The sequence below is a fragment of the Phyllobacterium endophyticum genome, assembly GCF_003010935.1.
GTDB classification, from domain to species: Bacteria; Pseudomonadota; Alphaproteobacteria; order Rhizobiales; family Rhizobiaceae; genus Phyllobacterium; species Phyllobacterium endophyticum.
The window spans coordinates 712,288-730,725 of sequence record NZ_PGGN01000001.1 but is presented as its reverse complement, the minus strand read 5'-3'; the positions used below and the strand labels follow the sequence as shown (position 1 = coordinate 730,725).

Sequence of the window (18,438 nt, the reverse complement as noted above, 5' to 3'; positions counted from 1 at the left end):
GTACACGGCGCGGTTGAGGATTAACAGGTTAACGAAAAACTTCACTTTACGGTTAATCCCGCATTAACAATAATGGCGGTAGAGAGGCAAGCCAAGAAAACGCACTTAGATTCGCTTGATATTTGGGGTGACCATGCAATTAAAGACTATCGTCCTCGCAGTTGGGCTGATGGCCACAACTGCCCTGACCGGCTGTTCCACGATAGGATTCAGCTACTCCACCGCCTCCTATTCTTCGGTCGTTGATGCGGGCTATGTCATTCCTGCAGTTCCACGCTCCAAGATCCCGCCCCAGTTCCTGCGCCAGGAAGTCCGCTACGATGGCACTGAGCAGCCCGGAACGATCATCGTCGATACGGGTGCGAAATACCTCTACTACGTCCTCGGCGGCGGCAAGGCGATGCGCTATGGCATCGGTGTCGGCAAAGAGGGCTTCGAATGGAACGGAACCGCGCGCATCGCCCTGAAGCGCGAGTGGCCAACCTGGACCCCGCCGAAGGAAATGATCCAGCGTCGGCCTGAACTTGCCGAGTTCCGCAATGGCATGGATCCTGGCATCACCAATCCGCTCGGCGCGCGTGCGCTTTACCTTTTCAACAAGGGCGGCGACACGGGCTATCGTCTGCATGGCACACCGGAATGGTGGTCGATCGGCAAGGCCATGTCGTCGGGGTGCATCCGACTGATGAACCAGGATATCATGGACCTATACAACCGTGCCGAAGTGGGCACGAAGGTCATTGTCAGGTAATTCGCTGGCTCAGTAACAAGTAGCAAAAAGGCCGCCCTCAAGCGGCCTTTATTAGTTCCAGGGGTTAAAGACTTCAACGCCTGCCGATTTGAAATCGGCGACGTTCCGGGTGACGACGGTCATGCCATGGACAAGGGCCGTCGCGGCAATAAATGCGTCGCGCTCGGATTTCGGATTGGGCACGTGCAGACCCGCACAACAAACGGCGACTGCCGCGTCGAATACAAGAATTCTTTCGGCAAAATCCGGCAGAACGATCGTCTCCAACCATGCCCGCAACATGGCGCCTCGCATGATATCACGTCTTTCTGTGAGCAGGACACTTATCTCAAGTTCCATAATGGTTATTGAAGACAGGAAGAAACTGGCCTGTCCATGTGTCGATGCCCATTTTGCAACGTTTGGATCAGCTTTCGCTGGGCGGCGCAACTCTGAAACAACGTTCGTATCCAGAATGAACATCAGGAAAAATCGGCAGGCTTCAGTTTGAAGTCAATACGGGGAAACTCCACGTCAAAATCATACTCCGGTCCTCCCGGCTGCGCTAACGCTTCCAAAAGGCTTTTTCCACGGCCCGTCAGCTTTCTGTACTCCTCGATGCTCAAAAGCACATGCGCAGGTCTGCCGCGATCGGTGATGAACACAGGTCCATCCTTCGCTGCTTTTTTGGCCTCGCTGGCATACTGATTGAACTGTCTACTGGAGATTGTGGTGATACCCATGACGCCTCCTATGACTGTAGCTACGTTGCTACATTTGGCCGATGGGATCAAGTTGCGCTCATTGCATCATGCCTTCGGAATTCTGTCGTGTTGACCTGATACACGACCGGCTCATAGATTGACGCAGAAACGTAGCAGAGACTGGAATGATATATGTTCAAGACCGTTGTCACCAAGCCCTTCGACGACCAGAAGCCCGGAACGTCCGGCCTGCGTAAGAAAGTCCCCGAGTTTCAGCAGGAGAACTACGTAGAAAACTTCATCCAGTCGGTCTTCGATTCACTTGAGGGTTTCAAGGGCAAGACGTTGGTGATCGGCGGTGACGGCCGCTACTACAATCGCGAAGTCGTCCAGATTGCTGCCAAGATGGCTGCGGCCAATGGTTTCGGGCGGGTTCTTGTCGGCAAAGGCGGCATCCTGTCGACCCCTGCCGCCTCAAACGTCATCCGCAAGCACAAGGCCTTTGGTGGTCTTATTCTCTCGGCGAGCCACAATCCCGGCGGCCCCACTGAAGATTTCGGCATCAAATATAATATAGGCAATGGCGGGCCGGCTCCCGAGAAGATCACGGAGGCGATCTTCGCCCGTTCCAAAACCATCACGCAATATATGATCGCCGATGCGCCTGACTTCGACATCGATGCGATCGGCTCGCAAAAGCTCGGTGCCATGGATGTCGAGGTCATCGACCCCGTGACCGATTATGCCGAACTGATGGAGACGCTGTTCGACTTCGATGCAATTCGCGCGCTCATCAAGTCGGGTTTTACCCTCCGCTTCGATTCGATGCATGCGGTCACAGGTCCATACGGCAAGGAGATCCTTGAACGCCGGCTCGGCGCGCCGGAAGGTACCTGCATCAATTTCGTGCCTCTGGAGGATTTCGGCGGGCATCACCCGGACCCGAACCTCGTCTACGCCAAGGACCTCTACGATCTTCTTATGTCGTCCGATGGGCCGGATTTCGGTGCCGCTTCCGATGGCGACGGCGACCGCAATCTCATCATCGGCAAGGGTATTTTCATCACGCCGTCCGATTCGCTTGCCATGCTTGCCGCGAACGCGCATCTCGCCCCCGGTTATAAATCGGGACTTGCGGGTATTGCCCGTTCCATGCCGACCAGCGGCGCTGCGGACCGCGTGGCCGAGAAGCTCAATATCGGCATGTATGAGACGCCGACGGGCTGGAAGTTCTTCGGCAATCTGCTCGACGCCGGCATGGCCACCATATGCGGCGAGGAAAGTTCCGGCACAGGCTCCAACCACGTGCGCGAGAAGGACGGGCTCTGGGCCGTGCTGCTCTGGCTCAATATTCTCGCGGTGCGCAAGCTCAGCGTCATGCAGATCGCACATGAGCATTGGGCAACCTACGGGCGCAATTACTATTCGCGCCACGATTACGAAGGGGTCGACACGTCCGGCGCCAACAAGTTGATGGATGATTTGCGCGCCAGGTTGCCTGCCCTCCCCGGCACGTCGGTCCAGGGCCTCAAGATCACGCATGCGGACGATTTCGCCTATCATGATCCGGTCGACAAATCGGTCAGCGAGCACCAGGGCATCCGCATCCTGTTCGAAGGCGGCTCACGTGTGGTCTTTCGCCTCTCCGGAACCGGAACCTCCGGCGCGACCATCCGCCTTTACATCGAACGCTACGAGCCCGATCCGAAGCGCCATGATCTCGAAACGCAAGCGGCCCTTGCCGATCTTGTGCGCGCCGCGCATGAGCTTGCCGATATCAAGGGGCACACCGGGCGTGACAAACCGAGTGTGATCACCTGATCGGACCAGATGCAACCCGGCAGTACAAACTGTCTTTCGCCGACGAGAACCGTGGACCACGCGCCCCATGACCGACACTGTTACCGACCGTTTTCTCCGCTATGTCGTTATAGACACGCAATCGGACCCCACGTCCCGCTCACAGCCTTCTACTGAAAAGCAGAAGGTTCTCGGGCACCTGCTCGTGGAGGAACTCCTGGCGATGGGCATTTCGGATGCGCATCTCGATGAGCACGGTTATGTCTATGCGACCATTCCGTCCAATACGGACAGGCAGGTGCCCGTCATCTGCTTCTGCTCGCATATGGATACCGCGCCTGACTTCACCGGAACGGATGTAAAGCCGCAAATCGTGCGCAATTATACAGGGGGCGACATACAGCTTCCGGGCGATCCGCAGCGAATTATCCGCGTCAGCGACAATCCGGCACTGCGCGACCAGATCGGCAACGATATCATAACCACAGATGGCACCACGTTGCTCGGGGCCGATGACAAGGCCGGGCTTGCCGAGATCATGACTGCGGCACAGTTCCTCGTCGATAATCCCGGCATCGAGCATGGAACGATCAAGCTTCTGTTCACGCCGGACGAGGAGGTCGGACGCGGAGCCGACAAGGTCGATCTTGCCAAACTCGGCGCGCAGTTTGCCTATACGGTCGACGGCGAAACCGCCGGTCACATCGAAGACGAGACATTCTCTGCCGATGGTGTCGAAATCGCCATTCAGGGCGTCGCCATTCATCCGGGCTTCGCCAAGGGCAAGATGGAGAACGCCGTAAGGATTGCCGGCGCCATCATCGATCGCCTGCCAATGGAAGCCGCACCGGAGACAACATCGGACCGGGAGGGGTTCATCCATCCAACGGGCGTCACCGGTTCGATGGAGAAGGCCACAATCAGCCTCATTGTCCGGGACTTTTCAGAGGATGGGCTCGCTTCAAAGGAGGCCCTGCTGGAGAGTGTCGTCAAGGACGTGATGGCCGCTTATCCTGGCTCTTCCCATGCGTTCGAGATCATTCAGCAATACCGCAACATGAAGGCGATCCTCGACCGCCACCCGCAGATCGTCGACTACGCCATGGAGGCGATCCGGCGCGCGGGCACGGCGCCGGTGCGCGGCAGCATTCGCGGCGGCACCGATGGCTCACGGCTGTCATTCATGGGACTGCCCTGCGCCAACCTCTTTGCAGGCGGTCACGCGTTTCACTCGCCGCTGGAATGGGTCAGCCGGCAGGATATGGAACGGGGCGTCAGGACGCTCGTGGAACTTGCAAGGATCTGGGCGGAGCGCAGCTAGAGCAAGTCCTGATTATTCGATATCATGGCCAATCATATCCGCCTTGCGGGCTGCCGTTGATGCAGCGACAGGATCGTAGTGAGAAAGTTGTTATCAGAATTGTACGAGGGAAATACCGACAGGGCCCACCTGTTCCGGTACGTCCTGCTGGTCTTTGATATAATCACCATATTGTTCGTTATCGGCACGTCATTTCTGCCACGGTCACAAGTCGTCGAGTGGGTGGACGCGGGCATCGGACTGATTATCCTGCTCGACGTTCTGGCTCGTTTTTCCATAGGCGAAATGACGATGCGTTCGTTCTTTCGGCCATCCACAATCGCGGATCTCGTCGCCATTTTCTCGTTTCTTGCCCCCCTCTCCGGGGAAGGTTTCGGTTTTCTGCGGATACTTCGCACCGTCCGGCTCCTGCACACCTATCAGGTTCTCGCCCGCCTGCGCATCGATTTCCCATTCGTGCGCCAGCATGAAGATGCGTTGATCGCTGTCATCAACCTCCTGGTCTTTCTGTTTATCATGACCGGGCTGGTCTATGAGACGCAGCACCGGACAAACGCGGAAATCGCCAATTATGCCGATGCGCTGTATTTTACCGTCACGGCGCTCACGACCACGGGTTTCGGAGATATTACGCTTGAGGGCACGACGGGCCGGTTGATATCCGTGTCGATCATGATCTTCGGCGTGACGCTGTTCCTGCGCCTCGCACAGGTGTTGTTCAGGCCGAACAAGGTCCGCTACGTATGCTCCAATTGCGGGCTCAGCCGGCATGACGCGGATGCAGTGCATTGCAAGGATTGCGGAGCCATCGTCCACATCGAGAATGAGGGCGAAAGCTGAACGGGTTCGCCCCGAGCGATGCTTATTGGCGGCCTTCGAGACTGCCGGTCAGGGAGATCGTCCGGGTTATGCAAGTTACGAGGCTGCCGGCGGTGATGGCCGCCAACGTGACGCCAAGCGACCAGACGGTACCAAAGACCACGGTCTCGATTGTTTGCGCCACAAGGCCAACCGTCAGCGCTGCCATGCGGCGCTGCTTCGCCATGATACCGCTGAAGTCCTGGGGCAGACCCAATGACCCGCCAAATACCCTTATATAGGCGGTCAGCGCCGCCAGGAGTGCACACAGCCAGCCGAGCCATGGCAGACCTGTCGCATAGCCGACCGGAACCAATAGGAGACTATCGGCGATCCTGTCGGGAAATTCGTTATAAAGCGGTCCGTTCGGGGTCTTCTTCCCGCCTTCGATCGCCACCATTCCGTCGAGAAGATTGCAGACCAGCCTCATCTGCACGCAGGCCGCCGCTGCGATCCATGCAACCGGGTGTTGATTGCCAAATCCTGTAAGCGCCCCGCCAGCGGCGGCAAAAAAGACGGAGAGCACCGAGATGCCATTGGCCGTAACACCAGTCCTGACGAGATATTTGCTCAGTCCGATCGCCCAAGACGACGACCGCGCTGCAATAGGCCGGCGCGCTGCCGGCTCCTCGACTTTACTCATCTGTCCCCCCGATATCCCGTCAGGGCAAACTAGCCGATATCGGGGCCCAACAGAAGCGGCGTCTTTGAAGGCGTGCCGTTTTCAGGGGTCAACGCTTGGCTCTGTCCGAATCCGTCTCTTCCCGCGCGAGGTAGGTGCGGGTAACCTCGCCTGCGTGCTCGGCAAGCCACTGTGCCATGGCTTCCTCCTCGCGCATTATCTCCTCGCAGACGCGCTGGGTTTCGCTGTCGCCTACGAAAGAGGCAGCTTCCGCCAGCATGCGGTAACTCGCAATTTCCATATGTTCGAAAGTGTAGCTGGCGAGTGAGCCCTTCATCACTTCGTCGCTGACGAAGATCCCGCTCAGCGACTGGCCGAGAGCTGTCAGCTTGGCGCCCGCGTCCTTGAGGCCGGACGTATCGGTGTTGCGCCGCTCCAGGCATCCGCGAACCATTTGCGCCTGGCGCTCCGTCTCCCTGATGTGCTGGGAAATACGCGCGCGCAACTCGGGATAACTTTCGAGACGGCTCTCCTGGCCTTTCAGCATCGTAAGCGCCTGTTCTTCCATGGCGTGAGCGTCACGCAGCCAGTTGTTCAGTGCTGTGTCTGCAGCAGTCATATCACTCTCCTCTTTTTTCATCATCGCCCTCCAACACCAGGAACTTGAGATTGTTCCCCGCAAGGAGGGCACCAGCCTTTTATGGTCGGGTCCGGGAATGAGGCACCGCGATCGAGCCGAAATTGTCTGCCAGGCGGTGCAGGCCCGCCTGCAGTTCCGGCCCCGCCATCGCCTTGCCGTGGCCGGTCACGACAAGCTCCGGCTCCAGATCCGCAAGCTTGCGGACAGATGCCTCCGCAGCGTTCCAGTCGGGGGTGAAGTAGCGCGGCGGGCCATGCAGTTCCGGCGTCTGCGCAAGAGCGTGATAGGCGGACTCCTGCCGCGTCGTGATGAATGCGTCGCCCGCCACAAGCGTCCTGTCCGCCTCCCGCCATAGCGAGATATGCCCTTGCGTGTGACCGGGCGTATGTAACCACCTCCAGCCCTCCAGCCCCGGCACCGTGCCGTCCCCCGGAAGCTCCCTCAGCCAGCGCGATATGTCGATCGGGCCGCGGGGAAAGAGCGGGGAAAGCAGCGTCATTGCCCCGCCACCGGCGGACGGATCCGGCGGCGGATAGGATTGGCTTCCGTCCAGGTAGGGGAACTCCGCTGGATGCGCATAGACGGGAACGTCCCATCGTTCCAGAAGCGCCTCCAGCGATCCTATATGGTCGAAATGACCATGCGTGAGGATGATGCAACGCGGCGTCGCGAGGCTGCCAAAGCGCTGATCCGCCGCTTCGATTATTGTTCCGGCATAGGTTGAAAGACCGGCGTCGACAAGCACCCAGTCGTTCTTCGGGAAGCCAATGAACGCCACGTTGACGATGCCCGTCGTCAGGTATGTCAGGTCGTTGCGGACTTCGATTGCGCCCGCCTCATCCTTGAACGTCTCGGCAACGGCGGAATCCGGCATGGGTATCTGCTTGCTCACTGCTGTGCTCCTCCTGGTGAATGTCCCTGTTGCGGCGCTTGGAAGGGTTCATCCATGAGCCTCGGGCGCGCTTCATCTGCGCCACTTGCCCGGTCGCTGTGAAACAATGATGCCGGCCGAATGTTCCAGCGATTCCGGTCCGGCGAAGCCGCCCATTTGGATGGAACATTCGGTGGATTGATTGGTTTTGAAACGAGAAGGAGGAATTATCATGACTTCGAAACCACCCCCCGTCCCCGAGGAAAATCGCTCGCCCAAAGGCCCGGGCGATGCCGCAAAACCTGCGGAAAAACAGGAAGTCCAGCACGCGAATGCCACGGATAATCCGGACAAGCGCGGCCAGACGGGCAATACGAAACTCAACACGACTCACCAGGGTTATCAGCAGGATCGTTGAGGTACATCATGTCAACATCAACCAAGACACCAGCCAGTATCCGTCAGGGAGGCCCGGGAGCCTCGCATGAAAATGCCAAGACACCGCTGAAGATCGACAAGCCGCCGGCCGAGTCTGATCAGCGCTCCAGGAGCAAGGTGTCCGGCGGCGGCGGAGAGCGAGACAGTCATCACACGCACGACCCGCGCCAGAAGGCGGGTAAGTAATCGCTTACCTATGACGTGAAAGGAAAATCCCCATGGCACAGGCCAGCAAGAAACATTTCGGCAAGGGTTCACAGGGAAAAGGCTCGGGTGAAGGTGCGATGACCGAGGTTCCCGAAGATACGATCCCCGAGAACATGGTTCTTTCCAACAGGGACAAGGCGCAACATTCGCGTGAGCGCGGCGCGGACGGCAAACAGATTCAGACCGAGCAATACCACGATCATGCCGCTAACCGCCTCAACGACGATTGAGCCAAGGAAAGGCGTAAGGACATGAACTTTTTTGGCTCCAGCATATCGGAGCTGTTGCCGTTCTTCGTCAGGTCCTCCGTGGTATCTGACAGCTCCAGCGACGTCGCGCTTTGGGAAATGGAACGTGGCTTCTGGCTCAGCGACGCCGCCTATTACACCACGTTTCTTGCGCCCGATTGCATCATGGTGTTTCCCGAGCCGCCTGGCGTTCTCGTTGGCGACGAGATCATTGCGGCACTGGACAAAGCACCTCGCTGGAACAAGATCGAGATGCAGAACCAGAGCCTCGTATCGCTGGACCCGCATGTAGCCGTGCTGACCTATCGCGCAACGGCGCAGCGGGGCAGCGAACCGGCATACGAGGCTCTCTGCAGTTCCATATACACGCATGCGAATTCGCAGTGGCTGCTTGTGCACCACCAGCAAACGCCACTGGCGGTTCGCCCTGAAACAGCGAACAAACCCGAAGGATCAGAACAATGGTTGGAAGGAAAACCCACGAGAGGCAGATCGAAATCATCGAAGGCGGGTTGAACCCGAAGGACGAGGTAAAGCCCGATGTCGCGGAGCGCGATCTGAAACAATCCAAGGAACTCCGAGAGGCTTACCGGAAGGGAGGAAACCTTCGCGCTCCCGAAGCCGACGAGGCCACGAGTGGCGATCGTCCCGACGTTCGCGGCCTCAATCAGGAGAGCAGCCACAACAAGCCGCGCGCCGATGATTGAACCTGGCGACTAAACGCTATCCCGCATAGTCGCCGTCACTTCGACTGTCTCGAACAATCACGTTCTCGGCAGCCTATCCCCGGTTGCGGGCTCCTCGGCATCGGTGTCACGCAGACGCAGCGGCCTCGGCCACGGCGGAACCTCAGGTTCCGTCGGGTGTTGTTCCTTCAACAACTAACCAACGGTTCAGGAGAGTTTGCATGCCAAGGCCCGCCGCCCCACATGAAAATGCACCAGAAGCGCCGCTGGCGCTGCCGCAGTTGGTGGACGAGGAAGCGGAAGCCTTTGTCAGCGAAGCCATTGCCGAGTTGGTCAGGTCCAACATCCCTTTCCTCGTCGCCGGCACTTTTGCCGTGAGCGCCTATACCGGCATTTCGAGGCCGACCAAGGATTTCGACATCTTCTGCAAGGCCGGCGACTATCCACGCATCCTTTCGCACTTCAAATCTTGCGGATATGCCATCGAAATCGAGGACGATCGCTGGCTCGGTAAGGTCTACAAGGGACGGCACTTCTTCGACGTGATCTTTGCATCATCCAATGGAACCATGCCCGTCGGCGAGCAATGGTTCGAGAATGCGATGCAGGTCCGGATGAATGACCTTCCCGTCGCCATCCTCGCGCCCACGGAACTGATCTGGTCGAAAGCCTTCATCCAGCTTCGCCACAGATATGATGGACCCGACGTCGCACATGTCATCTTGAAGGCGCATGACCGGATCGATTGGGAAAAGCTGCTCGGCTACATGGAAGTGCACTGGGAGGTCCTGCTGATCCATCTGCTCAATTTCAGATGGATATATCCTTCCGAGCGCGACAAGGTTCCGCTCTGGCTCATGGATGAACTCCTGGACAGACTTTCGGCACAGAGAAATCTACCTCTGCCCCAGATGAAGATTTGCCGGGGCAGGATGTATTCGCGTGCCGATTTCGAGATCGATATCAAGGAATGGGGTTTCGCCGACGTTGGTGGAGAAGGCGAAATGCGCGACTGACGGAGGTGACAGAATGAGCAAATCGAACGGCAAGATGAGGGTCGCCGCAGTTGCCGACCTTCACGTCAAGGAAGACGGGTCGGTCACCTACAGGGACCTTTTCAAGGAGATCTCGGACGTCGCCGACGTGCTGGTCATCGCCGGCGATCTCACCGACCTTGGAAAGCCCCAGGAAGCGCAGTCCCTGGCTGCCGACCTGAAAGGTTGCACCCTCCCGGTGGTGGCGGTGCTCGGAAACCACGATTACCAATGCGATGCCGTCACGGAAATCTCGTCGATCCTCATTCAGTCAGGCGTCCATCTTCTCGATGGGCAAATGGTGGAAATCAATGGTGTCGGCTTCGTCGGCGCAAAGGGTTTCGCCGGCGGCTTTGGCAGGCACATGCTGGGTTCATTCGGCGAACCCGCCATAAAGGCGATGGTATCCGAGAGCGTCGCCGAAGCGATGCGTCTTGAAAATGCGCTGCGCAAGGTAAACACCGAGCGCGCCGTCGTCGTTCTCCACTATGCTCCGATCGCGGCGACCGTCGCGGGAGAACCGCCGGAGATTTACCCCTTCCTCGGCTCGTCACGCCTCGCCGAGACCATTGACCGTTTCAAGGTCAATGCCGTCGTTCATGGTCATGCACATAGAGGTGTCTATGAAGGCGTCACGCCCGGCGGCGCGCCTGTGTTCAATGTCGCGGCGCATATCGAGAAACCGACCGGAAGGCCATATGCCATTCTGGAAATCTGACCTGCGCATGGCGCAATGAAAGACACCAATGCGAACCTATCATCATTTTCGGCAAAGTCTTGTGGAGCCGGGTTCACTGGTCATCAAACTCTATCGATCCGACGGAAATATCAGGTCATATATTCGGCAGATCGCGAGGCCCGGAAGCGATGATGTCATCTTCCCCGGCGAGGAAATGGAGCCGGAACAAGCGTTTCGCGTGGCTGAAAATCACAAGGCGGATGGCGAGTCGAAACCCGTCTTTGTCGAACTTGCAGAAGGTGTTGAGTGGCACCCGGCCTGGGGCAAGTTGATCTGAAGGATCATCCCGTCACTCAGTTACGGCATTTCACCTCACCAGTCGTGCATTGCGGCCGCCATGAGAGACCCTGTCCCGTTCATGATTGCGGTTTTCGGCACCCTTTCTGGCAGCACGAAACCTTCGCCACAGCGCTATTGCCAGTCCGGCGATACCGCAGGCGACAGGGTGCGCAATCGGCAGCAATAGGAGCAAAAGCACTTGGTCCATCGTCGCATCTCCGATACCAGGAAAAACAATGCCCAACGCACATCTACCGGAGAAGTTCCCGTTCGGCTTTCAAGCGCTTTGGAAGTGGATGATGTCGGATGGCGCGTACCATAAGGCGGTTTGCGCAATATGGCGGTGCCGTTATTTCGACAGGCGCGTGCCCAGCAGTTTCTCGTATTCCTGCTCAGCCGTGCCGTAATATCCCTCGGCGTCGGCGATCAATCCCGCACGATCCTGAATCCTGACTTTGCCGCGGGTTGAGCGGATATAACCCTTGCCTTCAAGCGAGTGCAGCGTTTCCGTGACCCATGGCCGCCTCACGCCGAGCATCACCGACATGAACTCGTGCGTAAGTTGCAGCTCATTGCCTAAAGTCCGGTCGTGCACCATCAGGAGCCATCGCGCCATGCGTGTCTCCGCGTTTGCCTGGCCGTTGACGAGAGCTGTCGTGGCAGTCTGTACGATCAGCGACTGGGTATATTTGAGCAGCATGCGCTGGAGTGAGCGGCTTTTCTCCGCCGCAGCCTGCAATTTGTCTGCGTTGATGCCATATCCAGAACCCGCGAGCTGAATGTAAATGGCTAGTGGAGTCGTCTGCGACCCCAATATCAAAGACGTACCGGTCATTCCTTCAAAGCCCGACAAGCCGATTTCAATGTCCCGGCCCAATGGACTTTTCGCCACAATGGAAGCGATCCCGTCCTCCAGGAACATCGCTTCGGTGATACTTACACCAGGTTTTTCGATTTGGTCTCTTAAGGAAAACGTTCTAAAATCGAGATCCGGAGCAAGAAGCTGAAAATCATCGGACGATAACAGCCTAAGGAGTCGGTTTTGAACGGAAGATTGGACAAGGTCCATTTTGCTCCTCTCCGCGAGGAACAAAGTGACGATCCAGCGCTTTCTCAAAGACCATAAATATCGATTTAGGATGTAAGAACAATGGCATGTCCTCCAGTGGACAATCCGCGAAAATAATCTATTCGAAAGATGTCGGGTTAGGAAAAGCCTGCGGCGCTCAAGGGTACGATGGATCGTAATGCCAAATATCGCAGGCTACTAGGTGGAGATAGTACACCCATTGACGCCGTACGCATACGATTAATCGTGGAACAGGGCGAGGTGGTCGCAGAGGTCGAATGGCCCGAGAATGGCCTGACCGGCGAGGGAGACTATTTTTACGCAACCTATGTGCCCCTGGCATTGGAGCGGGCGCTGGACGTCAAGGAAAATTACGGTTTTCGCGAAATTGTGGTGGTCTTGGAAGACGAGCGCTTGTGGAATCCTGCATGGGGACAGCTTGTCTAGTGCGTGGACGCGGGAGTACGCCGACAACAGGTATCCAAGCCCCGTTTTTCCGGAACGTTTTGAGCAATGCGCAGTTAGTGCATGCGTCGAAAGGCAAGTCTTTTCGACTGGGGCCTGACGCCAGCCTCGACCCCTTCACAAGACGCCAGGCCCCACCCCACTCGTTTGCGGTTGTACAGCCAGCCGTGGCGATTCAGCCAGCCGCTACTCGAACACGATCGCGGGAGCGCTCCGTCCGGGATTTGCCTTTGCAGCTGCGAGCTCGTTCCATACTTGCGCGGCGATCTCACGATAGGCCCGCGCCTGCGGGCCTTCGGGATTGCTGACGACGACAGGCGTTCCGGCATCGGACGTTTCGCGAATTTCCATTACGAGTGGCACCTCGCCGAGGAACGGCACGCCAAGGCGTTCCGCTTCCTTGCGTGCGCCGCCATGGCCGAAAATGTCATAGCGCGCACCCGTATCCGGGGCGATGAAATAGCTCATGTTCTCAACGATGCCGAGCAGCGGCACGTCTACTTTCCTGAACATGTTCAAGCCCTTGCGCGCATCGATCAGCGCGAGGTCCTGCGGCGTCGAAACGATGACGGCGCCGGCCAACGGCACCTGCTGCGCCATCGTCAATTGCGCGTCGCCGGTGCCGGGCGGCATATCGACCACGAGCACATCCAGGTCGCCCCATTGCACCTCCCGCAGCATCTGCGTCAGCGCCGACATGACCATCGGGCCGCGCCAGATCATCGGCGTTTCCTCCTCGACGAGAAACCCGATCGACATGACTTTGATCCCATAGCCTTCCATCGGCTTCAACACCCGGCCGGAGACCACCTCCGGTTTGCCGCGAAGGCCGAGCAGGCGCGGCATCGAAGGCCCGTAAATATCCGCATCGAGAATGCCGACGCGATGGCCGTTGGCTTTCAGGCCAAGAGCGAGATTGACGGCCGTCGTCGACTTGCCGACACCGCCCTTGCCGGAAGCAACCGCGATGATCGCGCCGACACCGGGCACGCCGGATTTGACCGGAGCTGCCGCATGGCCATGCGAGTGCGGCTGGGCCGCCGGTTGTGCGGCAACGCGCTGGGGCGGAACTGCGCCCGCCGGAGCCGGGCGTTGCGCCGGACGTGCTGCCGGGGCGGGACGCGGCGGCGCGTCATCGCTCGTCGGTCCGCCTTTCTTCTCCGCAGTCAGCGCAACGATGGCGCCGGTCACACCTGGCATCGCCTTGACGACGCGCTCGGCGGCGGAGCGCAGGGGTTCTAGCTCCTGTGCCCGCGCAGCTGGCACGGTGATCGAGAAGAACACTTTGTTGTCCGCGATGAAAATGTCGGAAACCAGACCGAGTTCGACAATGTTGCTGTTGAAGTCGGGACCAGTCACCGTCTTCAATTGCTCGAGCACCTGCTCCTTGGTCACGCCTGCCATTGCAATTTCCATCCCTGTCGTTCGTGCCACTCAAATAGTGCAGTCGGAGCCAAACGCCAATGGTGATTATCCGCGCAAGTCGAGCGGCTCAAAGCTTTGCAAGGATCGCTGCGAGGCGCGTCCTGTACGCCTTGAATATCGCATCGCGATCGCGGTGGCTGCCCTCATGCACCACGTGCCGCCCGGCCGACCAGACATCGCTGACCGCGTGGCGGTCGCCCGCGAATATCCAGCCGTCGAGCAGCCTGTCGCCGCAAAGCCCCAGCAATGCCGGATTTTCAGCGTCGAGCGCAATCATGTCCGCCCATTTGCCAGGGGCAAGGCCGCCCGCGTCGCGCCCGAGCGCCTGCGCCCCTCCGGCGAGCGCCGTATCATAAAGCGTTCGCCCGCAGCTCTTGCCCTCGACCGACAGCGTCACGCGCGACACATCGCGCAACCGCTGGCTATATTCGAGCTGGCGCAGTTCTTCCGATGGCGAGATGCGGATGTTGGAGTCCGATCCCGTGCCGAAACGCCCGCCAGCGCCGAAATAGTTCACCCCGTCGAATATGCCGTCGCCGAGGTTTGCTTCGGTGATCGGACAGAGACCCGCCACGGCGCCGGTCTGTGCGACCCGCAACGTTTCTTCACCTGTCATATGCGTCGAATGGATCAGGCACCAGCGCTCATCGACGGGCAGATGATCGAGCAGCCAGCTCATCGGTCTCTGGCCATAGGCCGCCTGCACTTCCTCGATCTCCGGTATCTGCTCGGCGATGTGGATGTGAAACGGTACGGCGCGAAATTGCTGCTCCAGCGCTTGGAGATCCGCCTCGCTGACGGCACGGATCGAGTGCGGCGCGACACCAAATCCCACGTCGGCGCTGACCGATCTTGCGGCTTTCTCCGCTGTTTCTGCCAGGTTCACGAATTGATCGAAATCATTGCCGAAGCGCAGTTGACCACCTGCAAGCGGTCGCCCGTCGACGCCGCCCCGCATATAGGCGACCGGCAACAGCGTCAGGCCGACCCCTGTGGCGTCCGCCGCGGCCGCGATCCGTTCCGACAGTTCGCCGGGGTTGCTGTAGGGCTGCCCGCCCGGCTGGTGGTGCACATAGTGGAATTCCGCGACGCTCGAATAGCCGGACTCCAGCATTTCGACAAAGGCGAAGGCTGCGATCGCCTCTATGTCCTCAGGCTCGAGAATGTCGAGGAACCGGTACATGATCTCGCGCCACGTCCAGAAACTGTCGCGCCCCGCCGGGCTGCGTGCCTCGGAAAGCCCTGCCATCGCTCGCTGGAATGTATGAGAGTGAAGATTGGCTTGCGCCGGCAGCAAGATATCGACCGCAAGGGCGTTGGGTTCAATCGCACTGCCCGGCACTACGGACGCAATGCGCCCCGACGCGTCGATCTCCACGAGGACGTTGTCCTCCCAGCCATTTGGCGTGAGAGCGCGCCGGGCAAACACCGTTTTCATGGCCTGTTTCATTTCTTCCCGCCTCCCAATTGACATGTTATGTATATACATATTAACGTTGCGGGCAAGGTTTAAAACGGGAGCAGGCTGCGGCCGATGAGGAAAATTCTGTCCGGATTGAGGATAGCTACGCTTGAGGATGGCGGCGTAGCCCACGGCCTCATGGAAGATGGCGCCATCGGCATCGATGGCGAGCGAATCGCCTGGGTGGGACAGACTATCCCCAGCGGCTGGAATGGCGTCGAACGCGAGGATTTCGGCGGCAGGCTCGCCACCCCTGCCCTCATCGATTGCCATACGCATCTCGTCTTCGGCGGCAATCGGGCTCGCGAGTTCGAGATGCGGCTTGAAGGCGCGACATATGAGGAGATCGCGCGTGCGGGTGGCGGCATTGTTTCCTCGGTCAAGTCGACGAATGCCCTGAGCGAAGACGAACTTGTGGCGCAGAGCCTGCCGCGTCTCGACGCGCTGCTTGCGGAGGGCGTCTCGACCGTCGAGATCAAATCCGGCTATGGCCTCAACATCGAGGCCGAGTTGAAGATGCTCCGCGCTGCCCGTCGCCTTGGCACCATGCGTCCGGTTCGGGTCCGGACGAGCTATCTCGCTGCCCATGCGACGCCGCCGGCATACAAGGGCCGGCCCGATGACTATATAACCGAAGTCGTGCTCCCCGGTCTTGAAGCCGCGCATGCGGAAGGCCTTGCGGATGCTGTGGATGGCTTTTGCGAAGGCATCGCCTTTTCACCCGGCCAGATCGCCCGCGTTTTCGACAGGGCAAAAGCGCTTGGCCTGCCGTTGAAACTCCACGCGGAGCAACTCTCCAATCTTGGCGGTGCGAAGCTTGCCGCATCCTATGGTGCGCTGTCGGCGGACCACCTCGAATATCTCGATGAGGAAGGTGCGAGGGCCATGGCCTCCGCAGGGACAGTCGCGGTGCTCCTGCCCGGCGCTTTTTATGCCCTGCGCGAAGAGCGCGCTCCGCCCGTTGGTTTATTGCGCGACGCCGGCGTCCGCATGGCCGTCGCCACCGATTGCAATCCCGGCACATCGCCTCTCACTTCGCTGCTCCTGACGATGAACATGGCTTGCACTTTTTTCCGGCTGACAGTCGAAGAGGCGCTGGCCGGCGTGACGCGCGAGGCAGCAAGGGCACTTGGATTGCACGAGGAAACCGGCACCATCGCACCCGGCAAGCGCGCTGAAATCGCCATCTGGAACGCAGAGCAGCCAGCGGAACTCTGCTATCGCATCGGCTTCAATCCGCTCCACCAGCTCGTTCTGAAAGCGTAAAATGACAATCATCCTGCACCCCGGCGCTGTGCCGCTTGCCACGCTTGAGTCCCTCTACTGGCACGGTACGCCGGCAAAACTCGATACGTCCTTCCATCCGGGGATCATCTCTGCTGCAAAACGGATCGGCGAAATCGCGGCGGGAAACGCGCCTGTCTATGGCATCAATACCGGCTTCGGCAAACTCGCCTCCATCAGGATCGATGCCGCCGATGTGGGAACGTTGCAGCGCAATCTCATCCTCTCCCATTGCTGCGGCGTTGGAAACGCCCTGCCGGAAAACATCGTCCGGCTCATCATGGCTTTGAAGCTGATCTCGCTCGGGCGAGGTGCTTCGGGCGTCCGCTTCGAACTCATCAGCCTGATTGAAGCCATGCTGGAAAAAGGCGTCATTCCGGTCATTCCGGAAAAGGGCTCCGTCGGCGCTTCCGGCGATCTCGCGCCGCTCGCCCATATGGCTGCCGCGATGATCGGTGAAGGCGATGTCGTGCTTGGCGGCAAGCAGATGCCTGCGGGCGAAGGCCTCGCCCAGGCAGGCCTGAAACCTGTCGTCCTCGCTGCCAAGGAGGGCCTCGCTCTCATCAACGGCACGCAGGTCTCCACCGCCCTTGCTCTTGCCGGCCTCTTCCGGGCGCATCGTGCCGGGCAGTCAGCCTTGATAACGGGCGCACTTTCCACCGATGCGGCCATGGGGTCTTCGGCGCCTTTCCACCCGGACATTCATGCCCTGCGAGGCCATCGCGGCCAGATCGATACGGGCGCGGCCTTGCGCAAGCTCCTGGAGAATTCGCCGATACGGATGAGCCATATCGAGGGGGACGAACGCGTGCAGGACCCTTATTGCATCCGTTGCCAGCCGCAGGTGGATGGCGCGTGCCTCGATCTCTTGCGCATGGCGGCGCGAACGCTGGAGATCGAAGCCAATGCCGTTACTGACAACCCGCTTGTCCTGAGCGATGGCTCCGTCGTCTCGGGCGGCAATTTCCATGCGGAGCCGGTGGCCTTTGCCGCCGACCAGATCGCGCTCGCGATCTGCGAAATCGGCGCGATAGCCCAGCGGCGCATTGCGCTGCTGGTCGATCCCGCCTTGAGCTATGGCCTGCCCGCCTTCCTCGCCAGGAAGCCAGGGCTGAATTCCGGATTGATGATCGCCGAAGTCACATCGGCAGCGCTGATGTCGGAAAACAAGCAGATGTCACACCCGGCGTCCGTCGATTCAACGCCGACCTCTGCCAATCAGGAAGATCATGTATCCATGGCCTGCCACGGCGCGCGCCGCCTGTTGCAGATGACGGACAACCTGTTCTCGATCATCGGCATCGAGGCATTGACCGCAGCGCAGGGTCTGGATCTGCGTGAGCCGCTGCAGACCAGCCCGGAACTGACCCGCGCGCGCAACGTTATTCGTGCAGCAGTGCCAACGCTTGACGAGGACCGTTACATGGCACCCGACTTGAAAGCTGTCTCCGATCTCGTTGCTTCGGGCGCTCTCAATGCGGCGATTTCTCCCGATATACTGCCGGTTCTGGGTGTTGAATGATGTCGGTGATGCACAGCATTCCTGCGACCTTTTC

General features: G+C 59.2%; 24 protein-coding genes. 15 read left to right on the top strand and 9 right to left on the bottom strand.

Going from position 1 to position 18,438, the window contains the following annotated elements:
- Positions 1-133: 133 nt before the first annotated feature.
- Positions 134-751, top strand: coding sequence for a L,D-transpeptidase (locus CU100_RS03445; RefSeq protein WP_106715132.1), 618 nt, complete (start codon positions 134-136; stop codon positions 749-751).
- A 51-nt stretch (positions 752-802) separates the two neighbouring features.
- Here CU100_RS03445 and CU100_RS03440 read toward each other — a convergent pair whose 3' ends face one another.
- Both CU100_RS03440 and CU100_RS03435 read right to left on the bottom strand, forming a co-directional pair.
- A complete protein-coding gene (locus tag CU100_RS03440; protein WP_106715131.1) occupies positions 803-1,213 on the bottom strand; it encodes a type II toxin-antitoxin system VapC family toxin in 411 nt (136 codons plus the stop codon).
- Positions 1,213-1,473, bottom strand: coding sequence for a type II toxin-antitoxin system Phd/YefM family antitoxin (locus CU100_RS03435; protein ID WP_106715130.1), 261 nt, complete (start codon positions 1,471-1,473; stop codon positions 1,213-1,215). The genes CU100_RS03440 and CU100_RS03435 overlap by 1 nt, the downstream gene beginning before the upstream one ends.
- Positions 1,474-1,626: 153 nt before the next feature.
- Here CU100_RS03435 and CU100_RS03430 point away from each other — a divergent pair, with 153 nt between their 5' ends.
- The 3 genes from CU100_RS03430 (at position 1,627) to CU100_RS03420 (ending at position 5,395) form a co-directional block, all read left to right on the top strand.
- The gene (locus tag CU100_RS03430) at positions 1,627-3,255 is read left to right on the top strand and encodes an alpha-D-glucose phosphate-specific phosphoglucomutase (RefSeq protein ID WP_106715129.1); all 1,629 of its coding nucleotides are present in this window, start codon (positions 1,627-1,629) and stop codon (positions 3,253-3,255) included.
- Positions 3,256-3,322: 67 nt separating this feature from the next.
- Positions 3,323-4,555, top strand: coding sequence for a peptidase T (gene pepT / locus CU100_RS03425; protein WP_106715128.1), 1,233 nt, complete (start codon positions 3,323-3,325; stop codon positions 4,553-4,555).
- Between the two features lie 78 nt (positions 4,556-4,633).
- Positions 4,634-5,395 (top strand): potassium channel family protein, encoded by a 762-nt coding sequence (locus CU100_RS03420; protein ID WP_106715127.1) that lies wholly within the window; start codon positions 4,634-4,636, stop codon positions 5,393-5,395.
- Positions 5,396-5,417: 22 nt separating this feature from the next.
- Here the strand turns inward: CU100_RS03420 and CU100_RS03415 are convergent, their stop codons facing one another.
- The 3 genes from CU100_RS03415 to CU100_RS03405 all read right to left on the bottom strand — a co-directional run bounded on the left by CU100_RS03415 (position 5,418) and on the right by CU100_RS03405 (position 7,567).
- The gene (locus CU100_RS03415; protein WP_106715126.1) at positions 5,418-6,056 is read right to left on the bottom strand and encodes a CDP-alcohol phosphatidyltransferase family protein; all 639 of its coding nucleotides are present in this window, start codon (positions 6,054-6,056) and stop codon (positions 5,418-5,420) included.
- A gap of 88 nt (positions 6,057-6,144) precedes the next feature.
- A complete protein-coding gene (locus tag CU100_RS03410) occupies positions 6,145-6,654 on the bottom strand; it encodes a ferritin-like domain-containing protein (protein ID WP_106715970.1) in 510 nt (169 codons plus the stop codon).
- A 79-nt stretch (positions 6,655-6,733) separates the two neighbouring features.
- Positions 6,734-7,567, bottom strand: a complete 834-nt coding sequence (locus CU100_RS03405) for an MBL fold metallo-hydrolase (RefSeq protein ID WP_245418904.1) — start codon at positions 7,565-7,567, stop codon at positions 6,734-6,736.
- A 211-nt stretch (positions 7,568-7,778) separates the two neighbouring features.
- Between CU100_RS03405 and CU100_RS03400 the strand changes: the two genes are divergently transcribed.
- The 8 genes from CU100_RS03400 (at position 7,779) to CU100_RS03365 (ending at position 11,175) form a co-directional block, all read left to right on the top strand.
- Complete coding sequence (locus tag CU100_RS03400; protein ID WP_106715124.1) at positions 7,779-7,964, top strand: hypothetical protein; 186 nt, start codon at positions 7,779-7,781, stop codon at positions 7,962-7,964.
- Between the two features lie 8 nt (positions 7,965-7,972).
- Positions 7,973-8,170 carry a hypothetical protein gene (locus tag CU100_RS03395; protein WP_106715123.1) on the top strand — a complete coding sequence of 66 codons (198 nt, stop codon included), beginning with the start codon at positions 7,973-7,975 and terminating at the stop codon, positions 8,168-8,170.
- 32 nt (positions 8,171-8,202) lie between these two features.
- On the top strand, positions 8,203-8,421 hold the full coding sequence (locus CU100_RS03390; protein ID WP_106715122.1) for a hypothetical protein: 219 nt from the start codon (positions 8,203-8,205) through the stop codon (positions 8,419-8,421).
- 21 nt (positions 8,422-8,442) lie between these two features.
- A complete protein-coding gene (locus CU100_RS03385; protein ID WP_106715121.1) occupies positions 8,443-8,955 on the top strand; it encodes a nuclear transport factor 2 family protein in 513 nt (170 codons plus the stop codon).
- Positions 8,901-9,146: a hypothetical protein gene (locus tag CU100_RS03380; RefSeq protein ID WP_106715120.1), complete on the top strand. Its 246-nt coding sequence runs from the start codon at positions 8,901-8,903 to the stop codon at positions 9,144-9,146. Before CU100_RS03385 ends, CU100_RS03380 begins: the two co-directional genes overlap by 55 nt.
- A gap of 200 nt (positions 9,147-9,346) precedes the next feature.
- Positions 9,347-10,141 carry a nucleotidyltransferase family protein gene (locus CU100_RS03375; protein ID WP_106715119.1) on the top strand — a complete coding sequence of 265 codons (795 nt, stop codon included), beginning with the start codon at positions 9,347-9,349 and terminating at the stop codon, positions 10,139-10,141.
- Between the two features lie 13 nt (positions 10,142-10,154).
- Positions 10,155-10,877: a metallophosphoesterase family protein gene (locus tag CU100_RS03370; protein ID WP_106715118.1), complete on the top strand. Its 723-nt coding sequence runs from the start codon at positions 10,155-10,157 to the stop codon at positions 10,875-10,877.
- A 28-nt stretch (positions 10,878-10,905) separates the two neighbouring features.
- A complete protein-coding gene (locus tag CU100_RS03365) occupies positions 10,906-11,175 on the top strand; it encodes a hypothetical protein (protein ID WP_106715117.1) in 270 nt (89 codons plus the stop codon).
- Positions 11,176-11,205: 30 nt separating this feature from the next.
- Here CU100_RS03365 and CU100_RS03360 read toward each other — a convergent pair whose 3' ends face one another.
- Positions 11,206-11,385 (bottom strand): hypothetical protein, encoded by a 180-nt coding sequence (locus CU100_RS03360; RefSeq protein ID WP_106715116.1) that lies wholly within the window; start codon positions 11,383-11,385, stop codon positions 11,206-11,208.
- Positions 11,386-11,526: 141 nt separating this feature from the next.
- Complete coding sequence (locus CU100_RS03355) at positions 11,527-12,246, bottom strand: Crp/Fnr family transcriptional regulator (protein ID WP_106715115.1); 720 nt, start codon at positions 12,244-12,246, stop codon at positions 11,527-11,529.
- Between the two features lie 168 nt (positions 12,247-12,414).
- Between CU100_RS03355 and CU100_RS03350 the strand changes: the two genes are divergently transcribed.
- Positions 12,415-12,693 (top strand): hypothetical protein, encoded by a 279-nt coding sequence (locus CU100_RS03350; RefSeq protein WP_146141788.1) that lies wholly within the window; start codon positions 12,415-12,417, stop codon positions 12,691-12,693.
- 204 nt (positions 12,694-12,897) lie between these two features.
- On the opposite strand, the gene CU100_RS03345 is transcribed toward CU100_RS03350, so the two are convergent.
- The gene (locus CU100_RS03345) at positions 12,898-14,115 is read right to left on the bottom strand and encodes an Mrp/NBP35 family ATP-binding protein (protein ID WP_106715113.1); all 1,218 of its coding nucleotides are present in this window, start codon (positions 14,113-14,115) and stop codon (positions 12,898-12,900) included.
- A gap of 88 nt (positions 14,116-14,203) precedes the next feature.
- Entirely contained in the window at positions 14,204-15,574 is a 1,371-nt protein-coding gene (locus CU100_RS03340) for a formimidoylglutamate deiminase (protein WP_106715969.1), read from the bottom strand.
- 96 nt (positions 15,575-15,670) lie between these two features.
- Between CU100_RS03340 and hutI the strand changes: the two genes are divergently transcribed.
- On the top strand, positions 15,671-16,864 hold the full coding sequence (gene hutI, locus CU100_RS03335) for an imidazolonepropionase (protein ID WP_106715112.1): 1,194 nt from the start codon (positions 15,671-15,673) through the stop codon (positions 16,862-16,864).
- Position 16,865: 1 nt separating this feature from the next.
- Positions 16,866-18,404 carry a histidine ammonia-lyase gene (gene hutH / locus CU100_RS03330; RefSeq protein WP_106715111.1) on the top strand — a complete coding sequence of 513 codons (1,539 nt, stop codon included), beginning with the start codon at positions 16,866-16,868 and terminating at the stop codon, positions 18,402-18,404.
- The last annotated feature ends 34 nt before the right edge of the window (positions 18,405-18,438 follow it).